Raw genomic sequence first — 20,963 nt, 5'->3', positions numbered from 1 at the left:
CCACCGCGCCCTCGCTTGCGCATCCTAGTGCCCATCACCCCCGATGAAGCGTTCCCGGCCATGCGCCTGTTCCTTTGTGAAAAACCCTCCCAGGCGAAAGACATCGCCAAGGTGCTCGGCGCCAACCGCAAGGGCGATGGCTGCTGGCAAGGCACCGACGTTTGCGTGACCTGGTGCATCGGCCACCTGTTGGAAACCGCCCCACCTGACAGCTACGACGAGCGCTACAAGCGTTGGAACCTGGCCGACCTGCCGATCATTCCGGAACAATGGAAAATGCTGGTCAAGCCCAAGACCGCCAGCCAGTTCAAGGCGGTCAAGCGCCTGCTTGGCGAAGCGAGGGAACTGGTGATCGCCACCGACGCCGACCGCGAAGGCGAAATGATTGCCCGCGAACTGGTCGAGCATTGCCGTTATCGCGGCCCGGTGCAGCGCCTGTGGTTGTCGGCGCTGGACGACGCCTCCATCCGCAAGGCATTGGCCCGTCTGCTGCCGGGCCATGAAACCTTCAACCTGTACCACTCGGCGCTGGGGCGCTCTCGCGCCGACTGGCTGATCGGCATGAACATGAGCCGGCTGTTCACCCTGCTGGGCCGCCAATCCGGCTACCAGGGCGTGCTACCGGTGGGCCGGGTGCAAACGCCGACCTTGCGCCTGGTGGTGGACCGCGACCGCAGCATCGCCGATTTCATAGCAGTGCCGTTCTGGGCCATCGACGTACAACTGGAACATGCCGGCCAACAATTCAACGCCCAGTGGCGCGCCCCCGAAGACGCCTGTGATGACCAGGGTCGCTGCCTGAAGCAGGGGCTGGCACAGCAGGCTGCCGCCGACATCAACCAGGCCGGTACCGCCCGGGCCAACAGGGTGGCCACCGAGCGCGTGCGTGAAGCCGCTCCCCTGCCGTTCGACCTGGGTACCCTGCAGGAGCTATGCTCGAAAAAATTCGGCCTCGGTGCCCAGGAAACCCTCGACATTGCCCAGGCCCTGTACGAAACCCACAAGCTGATCACCTACCCGCGCAGCGACTGCGGCTACCTGCCGCAAAGCCAGCACGCCGAGGCACCGGCCATCCTCGCCGGCCTGCAAAGGGCCGATGCCAGCCTGGCACCGCTGCAGCCCCACCTGCAGCCCCAGCGCCGCTCGCGGGCCTGGAACGACGCCAAGGTCAGCGCCCACCACGGCATCATCCCGACCGCCGCTGCCAGCGACCCGTCACGCCTGCCAGCCAAACACAAGGCAGTCTATACCCTGATCCGCGCCCGTTACCTGGCGCAGTTCCTGCCCAACCACGAGTACGACCGTACCCAGGCCGACTTCGACTGCGCCGGCCATGCCCTGCGCGCGGTGGGCAAGCAGATCGTCGAACCCGGCTGGCGCCGCGCCCTGCCCGAAGCACTGGCCCCGGCCAAGGGTCGCGAGGCGCCGCCGGCCCAAGTGCTGCCGGCGCTGCGCGAGGGCCAGGAGTGTGCGGTGCAAGGCCTGCAACTGAAAGACCTGTGGACCCAGCCGCCCAAGCCGTTTACCGAAGGCGACCTGATCAAGGCGATGAAGAACGTGGCCAAGCTGGTGGATGACCCGCGGCTGAAACAGAAGCTCAAGGAAACCACCGGCATCGGCACCGAAGCCACCCGTGCCAGCATCATCCAGGGCCTGCTCGACCGTGGCTACCTGGTGAAGAACGGCAAAGCCCTGTCCGCCACACCTGCTGCCTTCAGCCTGATCGATGCCGTGCCCCGCGCCATTGCCGACCCCGGTACCACGGCAATCTGGGAGCAGGCGCTGGAAATGGTGCAAAGTGGCGAGATGACACTGGAAGAATTCGTCGCCCGGCAGTCGGCATGGATGGGCAAGCTGGTAGAACGTTGCAGTGGCATGCGCATCAGCATCAGCGGGCCGCCAGTGGGTAAGGCGGCGCCGTGGAAGAAAAAACGCCGCAGCGGCGGCGGCAAAGGCAAAAGCGCAGCTGGCCCGGCCAAGACCAGCGAAGGCAAACCAAGGCAGGGCCGGCGCAAGACGGCGGCAAGATGAACCGCCGCCTTGCCGGTTGGAGCCCGCGCTCACTTATTCATGTTGCTGCCAAAGCGCCGCGGCCGCCCCTGGCGCCCAATCCTCGGAGAGAGACCTGTGCGCTTGCCGGCAGCGCCAGTCAGCGCCGACATGGCTGACAAGGTCGCCAGTGGCGTAATCCTGGTTCAGTCGCCAGGCAGGGTAATTACTTTCTCCGGCAGTCCTGACCGAAAGGTTGTTACTCGGAGCGGAAACCTTGCCCTCCCCATCAACCGCCACGACCTGGTAAACATAGAGGGTGTCCGGCTGCAGGCCACCATCCGTATGTTCAGTCCTGTTACCGGCGATGGTGGCCACCTGCTGAGCATCACGATAGAGCTCGTAGCGATTGATTGGGCTCGCACCGCTTGAGGCACCCCACATCAGGCGGATGCTGTCGACAGCCTGCCCCATCGAGTGCAGATTTTCCGGCGCGCTGGGCACGCCACCTTCACCCAGAGTACGCACGATGATCGGGGCTGAAGGCCTGGAGCTCGCACCTTTGCTATCAACTGCGACGATGGAATAGTGGTAGGCCTTATCCGGCATCACCTCGTTGTCATCCCAGTGCGTAATGGGGGCAGGCACGACGAACATGTCGGTGCCATCACGGCTCAGTTGGTAGTACTCGATGGGTTGCGCACCACTCGATGGCTCCCAGCTCAAAGAAACCTTGGTGTCGGTCACCTCATCGGCTTTCAGGCCCATCGGCACGCTCGGCCGGTCATCGCCGTCACCCGGCAGAAAGTCGAGATCGACCACGTGGTAGAAGGCGTTGCCCGTGTCCGCCACCTCCCATACCGCGAGCAATACGTGATAACCCTCGCGCACGGGTAGCGGCAATGCGTGGGTGGTCGGGTTGCTGGGTTTCATCTCTTCGTCATACGCCCAGAACGGCTGCCACTCGATCAGTTCCGTGTGGAAAGGCTCGGCCTCGAACTGATCGCGCGCCAGCACCTTGGCGCTGTCCCAATCTGCCTTGGTGATGAAATAGTTCCAGCGACGCGTTTTATGTGCGGCAGCAAAATACCAGGAGATGTCCAGGGTTTCCCCGCTACGGACTTCGTGTTTGGTCCAGTGGTCGCCGGGCTGATCGAGCATCATCCCGGTCGCCTGATTGGCACTGGCAATTTTGCCGTCTGGTGGCGGCAGCAGGTTTTTCAGGTCGTCCTTGGCAAATGGATCCGACAGGCCAGCTTGCGTATGCGGAAAGAACTTGCCTGCTTCACGCTGATTCAGCGCACCTTCATCCAGCATGCCTGCTTGCCAGGCAAAATAGGCCCGCGATGCGGGGGAAAACACATGACCATGTCGTGGCATGACAGGCCCGCGGATCGACTTTTGTTCAGCTTGTTTCATCGTTGCTTCCTTGAATGGATGGCCGTATTGACCAAGGCCATTTGTACGGGTTGTCGATGCCTGGAGATACGCGTAGATCTGACAGTCGGGCAGGGTTTCCCTGGCAACATGAAAATTCCCTGATATATTTTCATGAAAAATATATAAATAATTTTCATGAGATTCCGGCATGTTCAAGCAATCCGCACAGCACATCGCGACGTACTATGCCCAGACCTACCCTGCCAGCATTCCACTACACCCCACCCTCCAAGGCCGTCATGACACCGAGGTGCTCATAATCGGCGCCGGCTTCAGCGGCTTGCACACTGCCCTGCGCCTGACCCAGGCCGGCAAGCGCGTGACGCTGCTGGAGGCCAGTCGCGTGGCCTGGGCTGCGTCCGGGCGCAACGGAGGCCAGGCCCTGCTCGGTTGGTCATGCGACATGCCACCACTGGAAAAAGCCCTGGGTCCCGAGCGCAGCCAACGCCTGTGGGCCAGCATGTGCTGGGCCGCCGACGAAATGCGCGAACTACCGCAGCGCCATGGCTTCGACATCGACTACCGGCCAGGCAGCCTGTGGACCGCCGTGATGCCACGCCGGGTGAAAATGCTTGAACAGGCCTTGCACGATGCCGAACACAAATGGGGCTACGACGCCCTGCGCCTGATCGGTCGCGACGAGCTGCCACAGTGGATCGACAGCCCGCGCTACCAAGCTGCGCTGTATGACGCCAACGGTGCGCATCTCAACCCGCTGAAACTGGCCCAAGGCCTGGCCAGCGCCATCGAGGCTGCCGGCGGATGCATCTTCGAGCAAAGCCAGGTGCTGGCCTACGCGCCGAGTGGCAACGGTTATGTCGCACGCACCGCCTGCGGCGAGGTACGGTGCGACGTGCTGGTGCTGGCTTGCAACGCCTACATCGACCGGCTCGACCGCAAGCTGTCACGGCGCTTGCTGCCGGTCGGCTCCTACCAGGTCGCCACCGCGCCACTGGATGCCGAGTTCGCCCAGTCGCTGCTGCCACGCAACAGTTGCGTGATCGACAACCAGTTCGTGCCCGACTACTTCCGCCTCACCCCGGACCACCGCCTGCTGTTCGGTGGCGGCTGCACCTACCTGGGCGGGATTCCCAGGAACGTCGCCAGCGCCACCCGCCCCTACCTGGAGCGGGTGTTCCCGCAACTGGCCGGGGTGGCCATCGATTACGCCTGGGGCGGCCATATCGATTGCAGCATGCAGCGCACCCCGGACGTCGGCCATGAGGGCCAGCGCTACTGGTTGCAAGGTTTTTCCGGGCATGGCGTGCTGCCGACCCTGGCCGCCGCACGGGCCGTGAGTGACGCCATCATGGGTGATGAGGACCTGCTTTCGCTGTACCAGGGCATCGACAACGGCCGCTTTCCGGGCGGCGACCTGCTGGCCGCACCGCTGGAAGCCGCCGCCAAAGCCTGGTACCGCATGCGCGACCGCGTCTGAGGGCATCTGTGTCGCCTGCACAGGCGATACAAAAGCCCGATAGCCGTCCAAATTCCTCCTATGCTCAATAGCTCCCTTCGGTGCCTGCACACAGGAGACACGACCATGAGCTATGTAACCACGCAGGACGGCGTACAGATCTTCTACAAGGACTGGGGCCCGCGCGACGCGCCGGTCATTCACTTCCATCACGGCTGGCCGCTGAGCGCCGATGACTGGGACGCGCAAATGCTGTTCTTCCTCGCTCACGGTTACCGTGTGGTCGCCCACGACCGCCGTGGCCATGGCCGTTCCAGCCAGGTCTGGGACGGCCATGACATGGACCACTACGCCGACGACGTGGCAGCGGTGGTCACCCACCTGGGTATACAGGGTGCCGTGCATGTCGGCCATTCGACCGGTGGCGGCGAAGTGGTGCGCTACATGGCCCGCCACCCCGACGACAAGGTCGCCAAGGCCGTGCTGATCGCCGCCGTGCCACCACTGATGGTCCAGACAGCGGCCAACCCGGGCGGCTTGCCCAAGTCGGTGTTCGACGGTTTCCAGGCCGAGGTCGCCAGCAACCGTGCACAGTTCTACCGGGATGTGCCGGCTGGGCCGTTCTATGGCTACAACCGCCCCGGTGTCGAGGCCAGCGAGGGCATCATCGGCAACTGGTGGCGCCAGGGCATGATCGGCAGCGCCAAGGCCCATTACGATGGCATCGTGGCGTTTTCCCAGACCGACTTCACCGAAGACCTGAAGGGCATCACCCAGCCGGTGCTGGTGATGCATGGGGACGATGACCAGATCGTGCCGTATGAGAACGCCGGGTTGCTGTCGGCGCAGTTGCTGCCCAACGGGACGCTGAAGACCTATAAAGGCTACCCGCATGGCATGCCGACCACCCATGCCGATGTGATCAATGCGGATTTGCTGGCGTTCATCCGTAGCTGATGGGTTTTGCCAGTGCGGCCTTTTCGCGGGCATGCCTGCGAAAAGCCCGGCACTGGCAACACACCGCCCCCAGGATTACCATGTCCCCCTTCTGGCGCGCCCGTTTGCCGCCCCCTTGCCTTCTTGCCTGCCAATCCCATGCCCTTTGAACTCACCGTAGAACCGCTCACCCTGCTGATCCTGGCGCTGGTCGCCTTCGTCGCCGGTTTCATCGACGCCATCGCCGGCGGCGGCGGCCTGCTCACCACCCCCGCCCTGCTCACCGCCGGCATGCCCCCCCACCTGGTGCTGGGTACCAACAAGCTCAGTTCCACATTCGGCTCGGCGACGGCAGGTTTCACCTACTACAAACGCAAGCTGTTCCACCCCGCGCAATGGCGCCCGGCATTGTTCGCCACCCTGACCGGGGCCCTGCTCGGTGCAGTGATCGCCCACTACATGCCAGCCGAATGGCTGAACAAGATGCTGCCGGTGATCGTCTTCGCCTGTGGCATCTACCTGCTGTTCGGCGGCACGCCCAAGGCACCGCTCGATGCCGACGCCCCGATCAGGAAGAAATGGCAGCTGCCACAAGGCTTCACCCTGGGCTTCTACGACGGCGTCGCCGGCCCGGGTACCGGGGCGTTCTGGACTGTCAGCACCCTGCTGCTGTACCCCATCGACCTGGTGCGCGCCAGCGGTGTGGCGCGCAGCATGAACTTCGTCAGCAACATCGCGGCGCTGACGGTGTTCATCATCTCGGGGCAGGTCGACTATATCGTCGGCCTGTGCATGGGCCTGTCGGTGATGGTGGGCGCCTTCTTCGGGGCACGCACGGCGATCAGCGGCGGCAGCAAGTTCATCCGCCCTGTATTCATCACCGTGGTGCTGGCCTTGACCGTGCGCCTAGCGTGGCAGCACTGGTTCGGGCAGGCCTAGGCGGCGCGCAACGTAGAGGTCGATGAGGTACCGGGCGATGGAGCGCCCGGCTGGCAGCGGCGGCAGGTCGTGGACGCTGAACCACCTGGCATCCTCGATCTCGTCCGGCTGCATGACGATATCGCCGCCGGCGTATTCGGCATGAAAGCCCAGCATCATCGAATGCGGGAACGGCCAGCACTGGCTGCCCACATACTGGATGTTCTTCACCTCCACCGCCACTTCCTCGCGCACTTCGCGCACCAGGCAATCTTCGGCCGACTCACCCGGTTCGGCGAAGCCTGCCAGGGTGCTGTACACCCCGGTGACGAAGCGCGGCGAGCGGGCCAGCAGAATCTCGTCGCCACGGGTCACCAGCACGATCATGCTCGGCGAAATGCGCGGGTAGCTGCGCAGGTCGCAGGGCTGGCAGTACATCGCCCGCTCCCAGCGGATCTGCGTCATCGCCTGGCCGCAACTGCCGCAGAAGCGGTGCTCGCGTGCCCAGGTGCCGATCTGCGCGGCGTAGCCCAGCACCTTGTAGGTGTCGAAGTCGCCTTCGAGCATGAACGCACGCAGGCCACGCCAGACACAACCAGGCATCTCGGTGGCGCTGCGCAGCTCCAGCAGGAACACCGGCTGGCCATCGAAGTGGCCGATGCCGTGCTCGCACAGCACATCCAGGTCCTGACGCTTGAGCCAGTCGCGGGAAAACAGCGCACCGTTGGCGTCCATCAGGAACCCTTCCGGGCTGCGGGCTACGGCCAGGCCCCCGGTGATCTGCGGGTCGAGTACTGCAGTAGTCCAGCGTGCTGACATGTTGGGGATCCTTTACTGCGCGTCCCCCGGCCCGGTCAGTCGGCGAACGTCGGTTTCTGTTTGCTCATGTGCGCCGCCACGGCCACGCGCAGGTCTTCGGACTGCAGCATCGCGGCGTTCCAGGTGGCGATGTATTCCAGGCCATCGTCAATGCGATGGTCACGCATGTAGCTGAGCATCTCCTTGGTGCCGGCCACGGCAATCGGTGATTTTGCGGCAATCTCGCCGGCGAGGGCAAAGACCCCGTCCTTCAGCGCGGCCTGATCATCATAGACGCGGTTGACCAGGCCAATGCGCAGCGCCTCTGCAGCCTCGACATTGCGCCCGGTGAAGGCCAGCTCACGCATCATGCCGTCACCGATGATACGCGGCAAACGTTGCAGTGTGCCGACATCGGCAGCCATGCCCATGTCGATCTCCTTGATCGAGAATTGCGCATCGGCGCTACAGTAACGCATGTCGCAGGCCGAGATGAGGTCGATGGCGCCGCCGATGCAATAGCCTTGCACGGCGGCCAGTACCGGCTTGCGGCACTTGTCCACGGCATTGAACGACGCCTGCAGACGCAGGATGGTACTGCGCAGGAAGCGCGCGTTGCGGCCGACGTCCTTGCCCATCTGCCCCGCCAGCGAGGCCAGCATCGTCAGGTCGATGCCGGCGGAAAAATGCTTGCCGGCGCCGCTGAGCACCACGACCCGCACCGCGTCGGTATCGTCGACCCATTGGAAGATATCGATGATCTCTTCCCAGAAGGCGGCGTTCATCGCATTGACCTTTTCCGGGCGGTTGATCTGGACATGGGCAATATTGTCGGTCAGTTCGACCTTGAATGCGCTGTACTCGGTCACGGGCGGCACTCCTGCGGGGTGAAAGGTTCATGCCACGGATGGTACCCCAGCCCGATGGCCGTACTTGTGCCAAAAACGGGACTGTATGCCTTGCCTAAGCCGCGCTGATCCGGCACCGTTCGCCATCGCCGAATCATAAGGACACAAATTCATGTCGCGCTCCCTGACTGGCGCCCTTGCCCACAGCTTCCTGGGCCAGTCGCCGCTTTGGTACAAGGTCGTCATCTGCCTGTTCCTGGTGCTCAACCCGCTGCTGCTGGCCACCCTTGGCCCGGTCGCCGCCGGCTGGGCGCTGGTGCTTGAGTTCATCTTCACCCTGGGCATGGCCCTGAAATGCTACCCGCTGATGCCCGGCGGCCTGCTGCTGGTCGAAGCGCTGCTGTTGCAGATGACCACCCCGCAAGCGCTGTACGAGGAGTTGCAGCACAACTTCCCGGTCATCCTGCTGCTGATGTTCATGGTCGCAGGCATCCACTTCATGAAGGAACTGCTGCTGTTCCTGTTCTCGCGCATTTTGCTCGGGGTGCGTTCGAAGGCAATCCTGGCGTTGCTGTTCTGCGTGCTGTCGGCCTTTCTCTCGGCGTTTCTCGACGCACTGACCGTGACCGCCGTGATCATCAGCGCCGCGGTCGGCTTCTATGCGGTGTACCACCGTGTTGCTTCCGGGGCCAACCCACGCGAAGACGTTGCGCTGGACAGTGACCAGCAGGTCGCGGCACTGCACCGTGAAGACCTCGACCAGTTCCGCGACTTCCTGCGCAGCCTGTTGATGCATGGTGCGGTGGGAACCGCCCTGGGCGGTGTATGCACCTTGGTGGGCGAACCGCAGAACCTGCTGATAGGCCACGAGATGGGCTGGCATTTTGCCGATTTCTTCCTCAAGGTGGCGCCGGTATCGTTACCCGTACTGGCTGCCGGCCTGCTGACCTGCGTGCTGCTGGAGAAGCTGCGCCTGTTCGGTTACGGCACATTGATGCCCGAGCCGGTGCGCCAGGTGCTGGCCACCTACGCCGCCGAGGACGATGCCGCACGCACCCCCGCCCAGCGCATCGCGCTGTGGGTGCAAGGGCTTGCCGCACTGGTCCTGATCGTCTGCCTGGGGTTGCACGTTGCCGAAGTCGGCCTGATCGGCCTGATGGTGATCGTGCTGATCACGGCGTTCACCGGTATCACCGATGAACACCGCCTGGGCCGTGCCTTCCAGGACGCCATGCCGTTTACCGCGTTGCTGGTGGTGTTCTTTGCCGTGGTGGCGGTGATCCACCAGCAGCAGTTGTTCAGCCCGCTGATTACCTGGGTACTGGCCCTGCCGGCCGAACAGCAGCCAGGCATGCTGTACCTGGCCAATGGCTTGCTTTCGGCGATCAGCGACAACGTATTCGTCGCCACCATCTACATCACCGAAGTGAAGCAGGCATTTGTCAATGGCGGCATGAGCCGCGAGCATTTCGAGACCCTGGCGGTGGCGATCAACACCGGCACCAACCTGCCTAGCGTGGCGACCCCGAACGGGCAGGCGGCGTTCCTGTTCCTGCTGACCTCGGCGATCGCGCCGCTGGTCCGGTTGTCGTATGGGCGGATGGTATGGATGGCCTTGCCCTACACCGTGGTGATGGGAGGGCTGGGGTGGTGGGCGGTGACCTACTGGCTGTGATACAGCCTGCCCCAGCAGCACTCGCAGGCTTCGTCAAAGGGTGTAATGATCGCTCATCAGGTGCGCGCCGGCAGCGTGCAGACTGGCTCGTTCCGAAAGACACAATCCGGTACAACTTTTGCCGCGCGCCCGCATCGAAACACAGGTAAGCCCATTCACCGCAAGGAGGTCGATCATGGCGCTACGCACCCCGCTACTGCTTTCCTGCCTTACCCTGGCCCTGCTCGGCTGCGCCGGCAACGACCACCCGGAGCCGCCACATACCCAGCAGGTCGACCTGCAACGCTACCAGGGCACCTGGTACGAACTGGCGCGCTTGCCGATGTTCTTTCAGCGCAACTGCGTGCAGTCCGAGGCGCGCTATGGCCTGCGGGCAGACGGCCGTGTCGACGTGACCAATCGCTGTCGGGAAAAGGACGGCCAGTGGAATGAAGCCAGGGGCATCGCCGAAGCCCAGCAACCGGGCAGGACCGACAAGCTCTGGGTGCGCTTCGACAACTGGTTCAGCCGCCTGGCACCCGGCCTGACCAAGGGCGAGTACTGGGTGCTGTACCACGACAAGGATTACCGCGTGGCCCTGGTCGGGCACCCCAACCGTGAGTACCTGTGGCTGCTCTCGCGCACGCCGGCCATCCCCGACCAGACCCGCGAGCAGCTGCTGGATATCGCCCGCGAGCAGGGCTACGACACCAGCGAACTGATCTGGCGCCAGGCGGATGCTGAAGCACCCCGGTAAACCACGGGGCGGTTCGGCCAGCCGGGCCCGGGCATCACCAAGGAGTTGTAATGGATCTGCTGTTCCTCGGCACCTCCGCCGGGGTGCCCACCAAGGCACGCAATGTCAGCGCCACGGCCGTGATCGAAGCCACGGGCAGCCACTGGTACCTGGTCGACTGCGGCGAAGGCACTCAGCATCGGCTGCTGCATACGCCGCTTTCGATCCGCGACCTGCGGGCGATCTTCATCACCCATGTACATGGCGACCACTGCTTCGGCCTGCCGGGCCTGCTGGCCAGCGCCGGCATGAGCGGACGCACCCAGCCACTTGACCTGGTGCTGCCGGTTGCCCTGCACGAATGGGTCCGTCAGGGGCTGGCGGCCAGCGACACCTTCCTGCCGTTCGAACTGCGCCTGCTAGCCGTGGAGGACCTGCTGGAATGGCACAGTGAGGCGATGCAGGTCACTACGGTGCAGCTGTCGCACCGGGTCCCGAGCGTCGCTTTCGTGTTCACCGAAATCAACCCCGAACCACGCCTGGATGTCGCACGCCTGGCAGCCGAAGGCATCCCCCGCGGGCCGCTGTGGGGCGACCTGGTCAAGGGCCTGGTGGTGGAGCACGGCGGACGGACGCTGCACGGCCAGGATTACCTGCGCCCGTCGCGTCCGCCCCGGCGCGTGATTGTGTGCGGCGACAACGACAACCCAGAACTGTTGGCCGACGCCGCCAAGGGCGCGGACGTGCTGGTCCACGAAGCCACGTTCACCCAGCCAGTGGTCGAACGCACCGGGGTCACCTTCGGCCATAGCACCGCAGCGGCGGTGGCGCGCTTTGCCGAAGCGGCAGGCGTGCGCAACCTGGTGCTCACGCACTTCAGCGCCCGCTACCAGCCGGACCCACGGCGCAGCCCGAGCATAGTCGACATACGTGACGAAGCCGCGGCCCATTACAACGGGCACCTGACCCTGGCGCAGGACCTGCAGCGCTACCACATCGGGCGCGATGGCAGTCTTCAACCAGGCGGAGACTGCACCGGCGACGAGCCCCTGCTGCTGAGGCGGCGTTGCTAAGCCGCCAGGCGCCCGCTGGCAATCGCCTCAGACGCCGCCAGCATCGCCCGCAGCAGCACCGCGCAGCCCGCCGCCAGGTCCTCTGGCGTGGCATTCTCGATTTCGTTATGGCTGATGCCGTTTTCGCAGGGCACGAAAATCATCCCCGCCGGCCCCATTTCGGCAAGGAAGATCGCGTCGTGCCCTGCCCCACTGACGATGTCCATATGTGGCAAGCCCAGCGCCTTGGCCGACTCGCGCACGGCATCGACACAGCCTTTGTCGAAGTACAACGCCGGGAAGTCAGCCGTCGGCACCAGCGTGTGGCTCAAGCCGTGCTTGGCACAGGTCGCCTCGATCACCGCCCGCACTTCACTGATCATCGCATCCAGTTGCTCGCCTTCCAGGTGGCGGAAGTCCAGGGTCATGCGCACTTCGCCGGGGATCACGTTGCGCGAGCCGGGGTAGGCCTGCAGGCAACCCACCGTGCCACATGCATGCGGCTGGTGGCCGAGGGCCGTGCGGTTGACCGCTTCGACCACGGCGGCGGCGCCGACCAGGGCGTCCTTGCGCAGGTGCATGGGTGTCGGCCCGGCATGGGCTTCGACGCCGCGCAGGGTCAGGTCGAACCATTTCTGGCCCAACGCGCCCAGCACCACGCCGATGGTCCTGGCCTGGTCCTCCAGGATCGGCCCCTGCTCGATATGCGCTTCGAAATAGGCCCCCACCGGGTGGCCCAGCACCGCACGCGGGCCGGCATAGCCGATGGCGTTCAACGCCTCGCCGACACTGACCCCCTGGGCATCACGCTTGGCCAGGGTTTCCTCCAGGGTGAACTTGCCGGCGAACACGCCTGAACCCATCATGCACGGGGCAAAGCGCGAGCCCTCCTCGTTGGTCCATACCACCACCTCCAACGGCGCTTCGGTTTCCACACCCAGGTCGTTGAGGGTACGGATCACCTCCAGCCCTGCCATGACCCCGAAGCAGCCATCGAACTTGCCACCGGTGGGCTGGGTATCGATATGGCTGCCGGTCATCACCGGCGGCAGCTTGGGGTTACGCCCTGGGCGACGGGCGAAGATATTCCCGACAGCGTCGATGCTCACCGTGCAGCCGGCGGCTTCGCACCACTGCACGAACAGGTCACGGGCCTGGCGGTCGAGGTCGGTCAGGGCCAGGCGGCAGACACCGCCCTTGGCAGTGGCACCGAGGCGCGCCAGGTCCATGAGCGATTGCCACAGGCGGGCGCTGTCGACATGCCGGGCGGTGGTGTTGAGGATCTCTTGGACTGGGGTCACGGGTTTCTCCTTCAGGCTTTGTTGTTGTCTGTGCCGGCCTCTTCGCGGGCATGCCCGCGAAGCAGCACACGCGGTCTCAAGGCAAAGGCTTGGCCACCTGCGCCGGGCTGCGCGCCAGCACCCCGGCGAACAGGTAGTACAGCCCCCCTCCCAGCAGCGAGCCGGTGAACCAGCCATAGTCGTAGAACCAGCTGAAGCTGCTGTTGCCGATGGCCATCACCGTCAACGCGACCGGCAACGCAAAGGCGGCAAAACCGGCCCAGTTCCACGCCGGGTACACGTCGTCGCGGTACAGCCCGGCCAGGTCCAGCTGTTGCCGGCGGACCAGGAAGTAATCCACCACCATGATCCCGGCGATCGGCCCCAGCAGGCTGGAATAACCCAGCAACCAGTTGGAGTACACACTCTCCAGGCTCAGGTCGGAGACGATCCAGCCCAGCTTCTTGAGCAACTCATGGCCCATCAGCGCCAGGCCGATGAAGCCGGTCAGCCACACCGCGCGGCTGCGCCCGATCAGGCGCGGGGCGATGTTCTGGAAATCGTTGGTCGGCGACACGATGTTCGCCGCAGTGTTGGTCGACAGCGTGGCGATCACGATCAAGGCCATGGCCAGGGCCACCCAGAACGGGCTGTGGATCTTGCCGATCAGGCTGACCGGGTCGGCCACGGTCTCGCCAACCAGCGACGCCGAGGCGGCGGTCAGCACCACGCCCAGGGCGGCGAACAGGAACATGGTCAGCGGCAGGCCGAAGATCTGCCCGAGAATCTGGTCCTTCTGGCTGCGGGCGTAGCGGCTGAAGTCGGGGATGTTCAGCGACAGCGTGGCCCAGAACCCGACCATGGCAGTGAGCCCGGCGCAGAAGTACCCAAGCATGCTGGCGCCTGCCGGGCGCTTGGCTGGCTGGGCCAGCAGCTCGGTCATCGACATGTGCGGCAAGGCCCACAACAGCAGGCCGATTCCCACCGCCACCAGCAGTGGTGCCGACAGCGTTTCCAGCCACTTGATCGACTCGGCACCGCGCAGCACCACCCACAGGTTCAGGCACCAGAAGATCATGAAACCGATCACCTCGCCGGTACCGCCCAGGGCCTTCCAGCCGTCGAATACCGAGCCGAGGAACAGGTGAATGGCCAATCCGCCGAACAGGGTCTGGATGCCGAACCAGCCACAGGCGACCACCGCGCGGATCAGGCACGGTACGTTGGAGCCGAGGATGCCGAACGACGAACGCAGCAGCACCGGGAACGGGATGCCGTACTTGGTGCCGGGAAACGCATTGAGGGTGAGCGGGATCAGTACGATCAGGTTGGCCAGCAGGATCGCCAGCAACGCCTCGCCCACGCTGAGGCCGAAATACGCAGTGAGCACGCCGCCAAGGGTATAGGTGGGTACGCAGATGGACATGCCCACCCACAAGGCGGTGATATGCCATTTGTTCCAGGTGCGCTGGTGCACCTTGGTCGGGGCGATATCGTGGTTGTAGCGCGGGCTGTCGAGGACATCGCTGCCCTCGGACAGCTCGAACAGGCCACCCTGCTCGACCACTTCCGATCTGCTCTGCTGCATGGGCTTTCTCCAGATGTTCTTTTAATTCTTCGCTCATCGGCTTGGTGCGATGGCCGGAGTACACGCGTAATGTGCTTGAAAATCTCGACCAGATTTTTATCTTGTCAAGTTAGTCAATGTTCATCAAAACCCTGATACCAGCACAACCATGTGAATTAATCTTTTATTTTCAATTACTTAAAAACCATAAAATTAATAGGAAAATTTTCTTGCTGAATGCCTGATCAGCATCTAGCCTCGATTCTTGTCAGGCCTGACAGGATTAACCGCCCTGCTCGCCTGCCCCTGACAATTCCAAGAACCGGCCCAGACCGGTCAGCCTGCGAGGAAGACGGCATGTCCCTGTTGATCCGTGGCCCCACCGTGGTCACCCACGAAGAAAGCTACCCCGCCGATGTCCTGTGTGCCGATGGCCTGATCCGCGCCATCGGCCAGAACCTCGAACCGCCCAGCGGCTGCGAGCTCCTCGACGGCAGCGGCCGGTACCTGATGCCCGGCGGCATCGACCCGCACACGCACATGCAATTGCCGTTCATGGGCACCGTGGCCAGCGAGGACTTCTTCAGCGGTACCGCCGCCGGCCTGGCCGGGGGCACCACCTCGATCATCGACTTCGTCATCCCCAACCCGCAGCAATCGTTGCTGGAGGCCTACCACACCTGGCGTGGCTGGGCGCAGAAAAGCGCCAGTGACTATGGCTTCCACGTGGCCATCACCTGGTGGAGCGAGCAGGTGGCGGAAGAAATGGGCGAGCTGGTAGCCAGGCATGGAGTGAACAGCTTCAAGCACTTCATGGCGTACAAGAACGCCATCATGGCCGCCGACGACACCTTGGTGGCCAGCTTCGAGCGCTGCCTGCAACTCGGTGCGGTGCCCACCGTGCATGCCGAGAACGGCGAGCTGGTGTACCACCTGCAGAAGAAACTGCTGGCCCAGGGCCTGACCGGGCCGGAAGCGCACCCGTTGTCGCGCCCCTCGCAAGTCGAGGGCGAGGCCGCCAGCCGCGCCATCCGCATTGCCGAAACCCTCGGTACGCCGCTGTACCTGGTGCACGTTTCCAGCCGCGAAGCGCTGGATGAAATTGCTTATGCGCGCGGCAAGGGCCAGCCGGTCTACGGCGAGGTGCTGCCCGGCCACCTGCTGCTGGATGACAGCGTCTACCGTGACCCGGATTGGGCTACCGCCGCAGGTTATGTAATGAGCCCGCCATTCCGCCCGCGCGAGCATCAGGAAGCGCTGTGGCGCGGCCTGCAGTCGGGCAACCTGCATACCACCGCCACTGACCATTGCTGCTTCTGCGCCGAGCAGAAAGCCATGGGCCGCGATGACTTCAGCCGAATTCCCAATGGTACGGCCGGCATCGAGGACCGCATGGCAGTGCTGTGGGATGCCGGGGTAAACAGTGGGCGTCTGTCGATGCATGAGTTCGTCGCGCTGACCTCCACCAACACGGCAAAGATCTTCAACCTGTTCCCGCGCAAGGGCGCCATCCGCGTGGGTGCCGATGCCGACCTGGTGCTGTGGGACCCGCACGGCACGCGCACCATTTCCGCCCAGACCCACCACCAGCAAGTGGATTTCAACATTTTCGAAGGCCGCACCGTGCGCGGTATTCCCAGCCACACCATCAGCCAGGGCAAGCTGCGCTGGGCCGATGGCGACCTGCGCGCAGAAGCGGGTGCGGGGCGATATGTGGAACGGCCGGCGTATCCGTCGGTGTACGAGGTGCTCGGGCGCAGGGCCGAAGTGCAGCGGCCGACGCCCGTGCAGCGCTGAAGCGATTGGGGCTGCTGCGCAGCCCATCGCGGCACAAGGCCGCTCCCACAGGAGTGTGCGGTTCCTTGCAGGAGCGGCCTTGTGTCGCGATGGGGCGCGCAGCGGCCCAAGAAACCACCGCAATCCTTGTTGCCTGCATCCAAGAAAAATAGAGAGGCTACAACCGTGATCGACGCCCTGAACCACTTGCCGCGCCCCCGGGCCGGTGCCGACCATCTGGCCGAGCGCTTCAGCGACCTGGCCCCACCCCTCACTCCCCGCCAGGCCGCCGTCGAAAGCGCGCGCTGCCTGTACTGTTACGACGCGCCCTGCGTCAACGCCTGCCCCAGCGAAATCGACATCCCGTCGTTCATCCACCGCATCAGTGACGACAACCTGCAAGGCGCCGCCGAACGCATCCTTTCGGCGAATATTCTCGGCGGCAGCTGTGCCCGCGTCTGCCCCACCGAAATCCTCTGCCAGCAAGCCTGCGTGCGCAACAATGCCGAGGAATGCGCCCCCGTGCTGATCGGCCAGCTGCAGCGCTATGCCCTGGACAATGCGCATTTCACCGCGCACCCGTTCCAGCGCTCGCCAGCCACCGGCAAGCGCATCGCCGTGGTCGGTGCCGGCCCGGCCGGGCTGGCCTGCGCCCATCGCCTGGCCATGCACGGGCATGACGTGGTGGTGTTCGAAGCCTGCGACAAGGCCGGCGGCCTGAACGAGTACGGTATCGCCCGCTACAAGTTGGTGGATGATTTCGCCCAGCGTGAAGTGGAGTTCCTGCTGGGCATCGGTGGCATCGAGATTCGGCATGGCCAGCGCCTGGGCGGCAATCTCGGCCTGGGCGAGCTGCGCGACCAGTATGACGCGGTGTTCCTCGGCCTCGGCCTTAATGCGGTGCGCCGGCTTGGCCTGGACGCTGAAGAAGCCCCCGGCCTGCTCGCCGCCACAGAATATATCCGCGAACTGCGCCAGGCCGATGACCTGAGCCAACTGCCACTGGCCGACCGGTGCGTAGTGATCGGTGCCGGCAACACCGCGATCGACATGGCCGTACAGATGAGCCGCCTTGGCGCCCGCGACGTCAACCTGGTGTACCGTCGCGGTCACGCCGACATGGGCGCCACCGGCCATGAACAGGACATTGCCAAGGCCAACCAGGTACGCCTGCACACCTGGGCCCGCCCCGATGCCGTGCTGCTGGACGACACCGGCAAGGTGCGCGGCATGCGCTTTGCCCGCACCGAGCTGGCTGACGGCCGCCTGCGCGACACCGGCGAAACCTTCGAGCTGGCCGCCGATGCCATCTTCAAGGCCATCGGCCAGCGCTTCGACGACAGCAGCCTCGGTGACCCGCTGGCGGCGCAACTGGCCCGCGACGGCGAGCGTATCCGGGTCGATGCAACGATGCAGACCAGCCTGCCGGGGATCTATGCCGGCGGCGACTGCACCGCACTGGGCCAGGACCTCACCGTCCAGGCCGTGCAACATGGCAAGCTGGCCGCCGAAGCCATCCATGCCCGACTCATGCTCAATGTGGAGGCAGCGTAAATGGCCGACCTGTCGATCGAATTTGCCGGTATCAAGGCACCCAACCCTTTCTGGCTGGCCTCCGCCCCGCCAACCGACAAGGCCTACAACGTGGTACGAGCCTTCGAGGCCGGCTGGGGCGGCGTGGTGTGGAAGACACTGGGCGAGGACCCGGCGGCGGTCAACGTGTCGTCGCGCTATTCGGCGCACTTTGGCCCGAATCGTCAAGTGCAAGGCATCAACAACATCGAGCTGATCACCGACCGTTCGCTGGAGATCAACCTGCGCGAAATCACCCAGGTGAAGAAGGACTGGCCGGACCGTGCGCTGATCGTGTCGCTGATGGTGCCGTGCGTGGAAGAGTCATGGAAGTTCATCCTGCCGCTGGTGGAGGCCACCGGGGCTGATGGCATCGAGCTGAATTTCGGCTGCCCGCACGGCATGCCGGAGCGTGGCATGGGCGCGGCGGTGGGCCAGGTGCCAGAGTACGTGGAGATGGTCACCCGCTGGTGCAAGACGCATTGCTCGCTGCCAGTGATCGTCAAGCTCACGCCGAATATCACCGACATCCGCCAGTCGGCCCGCGCCGCGCACCGTGGCGGCGCCGATGCGGTGTCGTTGATCAACACCATCAACTCAATCACCAGTGTCGACCTGGAGCGCATGGTCGCCCACCCCATTGTCGGTGACCAGAGCACCCATGGCGGCTACTGCGGTTCGGCAGTCAAGCCGATCGCCCTGAACATGGTGGCGGAAATCGCCCGCGACCCGCAGACCCGTGGCTTGCCGATCTGCGGCATTGGTGGCATCGGCAACTGGCGCGATGCCGCCGAATTCATGGCCCTGGGCAGTGGTGCCGTGCAGGTGTGCACGGCGGCGATGTTGCATGGTTTCCGCATCGTCGAAGACATGAAGGACGGCCTGGCACGCTGGATGGACCAGCATGGGCATCACAACCTCGAGGCGTTCCGTGGCCAGGCGGTGGCGCATACCACCGACTGGAAGTACCTGGACATGAACTACAAGTCGGTGGCGCACATCGACCAGCAGGCGTGCATTGGCTGCGGGCGCTGCCACATTGCCTGCGAGGACACCTCGCACCAGGCCATTGCCAGCACGCCGAAGGCCGATGGCACGCATGCCTACAGCGTGGTGGAAGAGGAATGCGTCGGCTGTAACCTGTGCCAGATCACCTGCCCGGTGGAAGGCTGCATCGACATGGTGGCGCAGGATACCGGCAAGCCGTACCTGAACTGGACGCAGGACCCACGTAACCCCTACCGCGAGGCCAGTTGAAGCGGATCGCTACCCGACCGACTGACGCAATCCTGGTGGGAGCAACTGTCTTGCTCAAAACTGTCCAACTTTTGGGGGGCAGTCCATCCTGTGGGAGCGGGCTTGCCCCGCGAACACGGGCGAAGCCTGTGCCATCCACTGCGTCGCCTGCTTCGCGGCACAAGGCCGCTCCTACAGGTACTGCGCAGGCTTCGCGTTGACACTACCCCTGGGAGAGCGGCTTCAGCCGCGAACACCGGCGCAGCCGGTGCCATCCTCCGCGTCGCCTGCTTCGCGGCACAAGGCCGCTCCCACAGGTACTGCGCAGGCTTCGCGTTGACACTACCCCTGGGGGAGCGGCTTCAGCCGCGAACATCGGCGCAGCCGGTGCCATCCTCCGCGTCGCCTGCTTCGCGGCACAAGGCCGCTCCTACAGGTACTGCGCAGGCTTCGCATTGACACTACCCCTGGGGGAGCGGCTTCAGCCGCGAACACCGGCGCAGCCGGTGCCATCCTCCGCGTCGCCTGCTTCGCGGCACAAGGCCGCTCCCACAGGTACTGCGCTGGCTTCGCGTTGACACTACCCCTGGGGGAGCGGCTTCAGCCGCGAACACCGGCGCAGCCGGTGCCATCCTCCGCGTCGCCTGCTTCGCGGCACAAGGCCGCTCCTACAGGTACTGCGCTGGCTTCGAGTTCACACTACCCCTGTGGGAGCGGCCTTGTGCCGCGAAAGGGCCGCGAAGCGGCCCCCGAATTCATCTATCGATGCGTAAATCGACGGGGCCGCTCTGCGGCCCTTTCGCGACACAAGGCCGCTCATACACTGCCGGCGCAAACCAGGCTTTGCCCATCAAGGCTCCAGCCCGATCCCCCGCAGAATCACGCAAGTCACCGTCTGCACCGCATTCTCGAACGCCATGTCCGACAACGCCTCGCCACCATTGAGCAGCTCGACCTGGTAACCAAAGTCGGCATAGTGCTGGGTCGAGGCCCAGATCATGTACAGCAGCGCCGAAGGCTCCACCGCCAGGATGCGCCCCTCTTCTACCCAACGACGGATCTTGGCCTCCTTCAGTTTGGCCCAGGGCACCAGGCTTTCCGCCAGGTCCGCCCCCAGCACCGGCGCCCCGTGCAGCATCTCCTCGGCCCAGATCTTCGAACCCAGCGGGCGTGAGCGTGAATGGCCCATCTTGGCGCGGATATAACTGGTCAGTACCACGCGCGGGTCGTCGAAGTTCTCGAAGCACAGCGCGTCCTGTTTCCACACCTCCAGCAGATCCTGCAACACCGCACGGAACAGGTCGTCCTTGGTGCTGAAGTAATAATGCAGGTTGGAACGCGGCAACTCGGCCTGCTCGGCAATATCGCCCATCGAGGTGGCGCCGTAGCCCTTTTCGGCAAATACCTTTTCCGCCGCCTGCAGGATCTTGCCGATGTTGCGTCGGCGGATTTCGATCTTGTGGTTGGCCATCAGGCTTGGGCCGTCCACACCGCCAGTTCATAGCCGTCCGGGTCGATGACGCTGACATTGAACTCGATGTTGCCGATCTGCCGGTCTGTACCGCGAATACCCATGGGTGCTCCGTGCCGAATGGTGTTTGCGCAAGGCTCTGTGTGAAAAGCCTTGATACTCGGTTCGGGTAGCTTCTCGCAACTGCTAAAATGAGCGCCACCTTGATTGCTGACAGGCATGACGTTGATCATTGCCCAAGCCCCCTCGCCAACAGACAGTCGCCTTTCAAGA

Annotated in this window: 16 protein-coding genes; 10 read left to right on the top strand and 6 right to left on the bottom strand. The window is 64.3% G+C overall.

The annotated features are described in order from the left end of the window. The first annotated feature begins 60 nt into the window (after window positions 1-60). Window positions 61-2,031, top strand: a complete 1,971-nt coding sequence (locus tag ACVWZT_RS17945) for a DNA topoisomerase III (RefSeq protein ID WP_457472098.1) — start codon at window positions 61-63, stop codon at window positions 2,029-2,031. Window positions 2,032-2,064: 33 nt separating this feature from the next. On the opposite strand, the gene ACVWZT_RS17940 is transcribed toward ACVWZT_RS17945, so the two are convergent. Next, a complete protein-coding gene (locus ACVWZT_RS17940; protein ID WP_457470541.1) occupies window positions 2,065-3,579 on the bottom strand; it encodes a lytic polysaccharide monooxygenase in 1,515 nt (504 codons plus the stop codon). Between ACVWZT_RS17940 and ACVWZT_RS17935 the strand changes: the two genes are divergently transcribed. From ACVWZT_RS17935 to ACVWZT_RS17925, 3 genes are all read left to right on the top strand, one after another. Then, window positions 3,578-4,867 (top strand): NAD(P)/FAD-dependent oxidoreductase, encoded by a 1,290-nt coding sequence (locus ACVWZT_RS17935; RefSeq protein ID WP_457470539.1) that lies wholly within the window; start codon window positions 3,578-3,580, stop codon window positions 4,865-4,867. The two genes, ACVWZT_RS17940 and ACVWZT_RS17935, sit on opposite strands and share 2 nt — an antisense overlap. 105 nt (window positions 4,868-4,972) lie before the next feature. Beyond that, window positions 4,973-5,803, top strand: coding sequence for an alpha/beta fold hydrolase (locus tag ACVWZT_RS17930; protein ID WP_457470538.1), 831 nt, complete (start codon window positions 4,973-4,975; stop codon window positions 5,801-5,803). A 138-nt stretch (window positions 5,804-5,941) separates the two neighbouring features. Then, the gene (locus ACVWZT_RS17925; protein ID WP_296230822.1) at window positions 5,942-6,721 is read left to right on the top strand and encodes a TSUP family transporter; all 780 of its coding nucleotides are present in this window, start codon (window positions 5,942-5,944) and stop codon (window positions 6,719-6,721) included. Here ACVWZT_RS17925 and nudC read toward each other — a convergent pair. Both nudC and ACVWZT_RS17915 read right to left on the bottom strand, forming a co-directional pair. Continuing rightward, window positions 6,689-7,519 (bottom strand): NAD(+) diphosphatase, encoded by an 831-nt coding sequence (gene nudC / locus ACVWZT_RS17920; RefSeq protein ID WP_296230824.1) that lies wholly within the window; start codon window positions 7,517-7,519, stop codon window positions 6,689-6,691. The two genes, ACVWZT_RS17925 and nudC, sit on opposite strands and share 33 nt — an antisense overlap. Before the next feature lie 35 nt (window positions 7,520-7,554). After that, window positions 7,555-8,367 (bottom strand): crotonase/enoyl-CoA hydratase family protein, encoded by an 813-nt coding sequence (locus ACVWZT_RS17915; RefSeq protein ID WP_296230825.1) that lies wholly within the window; start codon window positions 8,365-8,367, stop codon window positions 7,555-7,557. A gap of 151 nt (window positions 8,368-8,518) precedes the next feature. Between ACVWZT_RS17915 and nhaB the strand changes: the two genes are divergently transcribed. The 3 genes from nhaB (at window position 8,519) to ACVWZT_RS17900 (ending at window position 11,809) form a co-directional block, all read left to right on the top strand. After that, window positions 8,519-10,021: a sodium/proton antiporter NhaB gene (nhaB, locus tag ACVWZT_RS17910; protein WP_457470536.1), complete on the top strand. Its 1,503-nt coding sequence runs from the start codon at window positions 8,519-8,521 to the stop codon at window positions 10,019-10,021. A 175-nt stretch (window positions 10,022-10,196) separates the two neighbouring features. Continuing rightward, complete coding sequence (locus ACVWZT_RS17905) at window positions 10,197-10,757, top strand: lipocalin family protein (RefSeq protein ID WP_457470534.1); 561 nt, start codon at window positions 10,197-10,199, stop codon at window positions 10,755-10,757. 50 nt (window positions 10,758-10,807) lie between these two features. Next, window positions 10,808-11,809 carry an MBL fold metallo-hydrolase gene (locus tag ACVWZT_RS17900; RefSeq protein ID WP_457470533.1) on the top strand — a complete coding sequence of 334 codons (1,002 nt, stop codon included), beginning with the start codon at window positions 10,808-10,810 and terminating at the stop codon, window positions 11,807-11,809. Here ACVWZT_RS17900 and ACVWZT_RS17895 read toward each other — a convergent pair. Both ACVWZT_RS17895 and ACVWZT_RS17890 read right to left on the bottom strand, forming a co-directional pair. Then, entirely contained in the window at window positions 11,806-13,089 is a 1,284-nt protein-coding gene (locus tag ACVWZT_RS17895; protein WP_296230829.1) for a Zn-dependent hydrolase, read from the bottom strand. The genes ACVWZT_RS17900 and ACVWZT_RS17895 overlap by 4 nt on opposite strands. Window positions 13,090-13,165: 76 nt before the next feature. Beyond that, window positions 13,166-14,656 carry an NCS1 family nucleobase:cation symporter-1 gene (locus tag ACVWZT_RS17890; RefSeq protein WP_296230830.1) on the bottom strand — a complete coding sequence of 497 codons (1,491 nt, stop codon included), beginning with the start codon at window positions 14,654-14,656 and terminating at the stop codon, window positions 13,166-13,168. Between the two features lie 336 nt (window positions 14,657-14,992). Here ACVWZT_RS17890 and hydA point away from each other — a divergent pair, with 336 nt between their 5' ends. From hydA to preA, 3 genes are all read left to right on the top strand, one after another. Beyond that, on the top strand, window positions 14,993-16,432 hold the full coding sequence (hydA, locus tag ACVWZT_RS17885; RefSeq protein WP_457470531.1) for a dihydropyrimidinase: 1,440 nt from the start codon (window positions 14,993-14,995) through the stop codon (window positions 16,430-16,432). Between the two features lie 165 nt (window positions 16,433-16,597). Then, window positions 16,598-17,965: an NAD(P)-dependent oxidoreductase gene (locus tag ACVWZT_RS17880; RefSeq protein ID WP_457470529.1), complete on the top strand. Its 1,368-nt coding sequence runs from the start codon at window positions 16,598-16,600 to the stop codon at window positions 17,963-17,965. Beyond that, entirely contained in the window at window positions 17,966-19,240 is a 1,275-nt protein-coding gene (gene preA, locus ACVWZT_RS17875; RefSeq protein ID WP_457470528.1) for an NAD-dependent dihydropyrimidine dehydrogenase subunit PreA, read from the top strand. 829 nt (window positions 19,241-20,069) lie between these two features. Here the strand turns inward: preA and ACVWZT_RS17870 are convergent. Beyond that, a complete protein-coding gene (locus ACVWZT_RS17870; protein WP_170030615.1) occupies window positions 20,070-20,690 on the bottom strand; it encodes a TetR/AcrR family transcriptional regulator in 621 nt (206 codons plus the stop codon). Between the last annotated feature and the right edge of the window lie 273 nt (window positions 20,691-20,963).

Source organism: Pseudomonas sp. TE21394, assembly GCF_054057835.1.
This window is presented reverse-complemented; position numbering and strand designations above follow the sequence as displayed.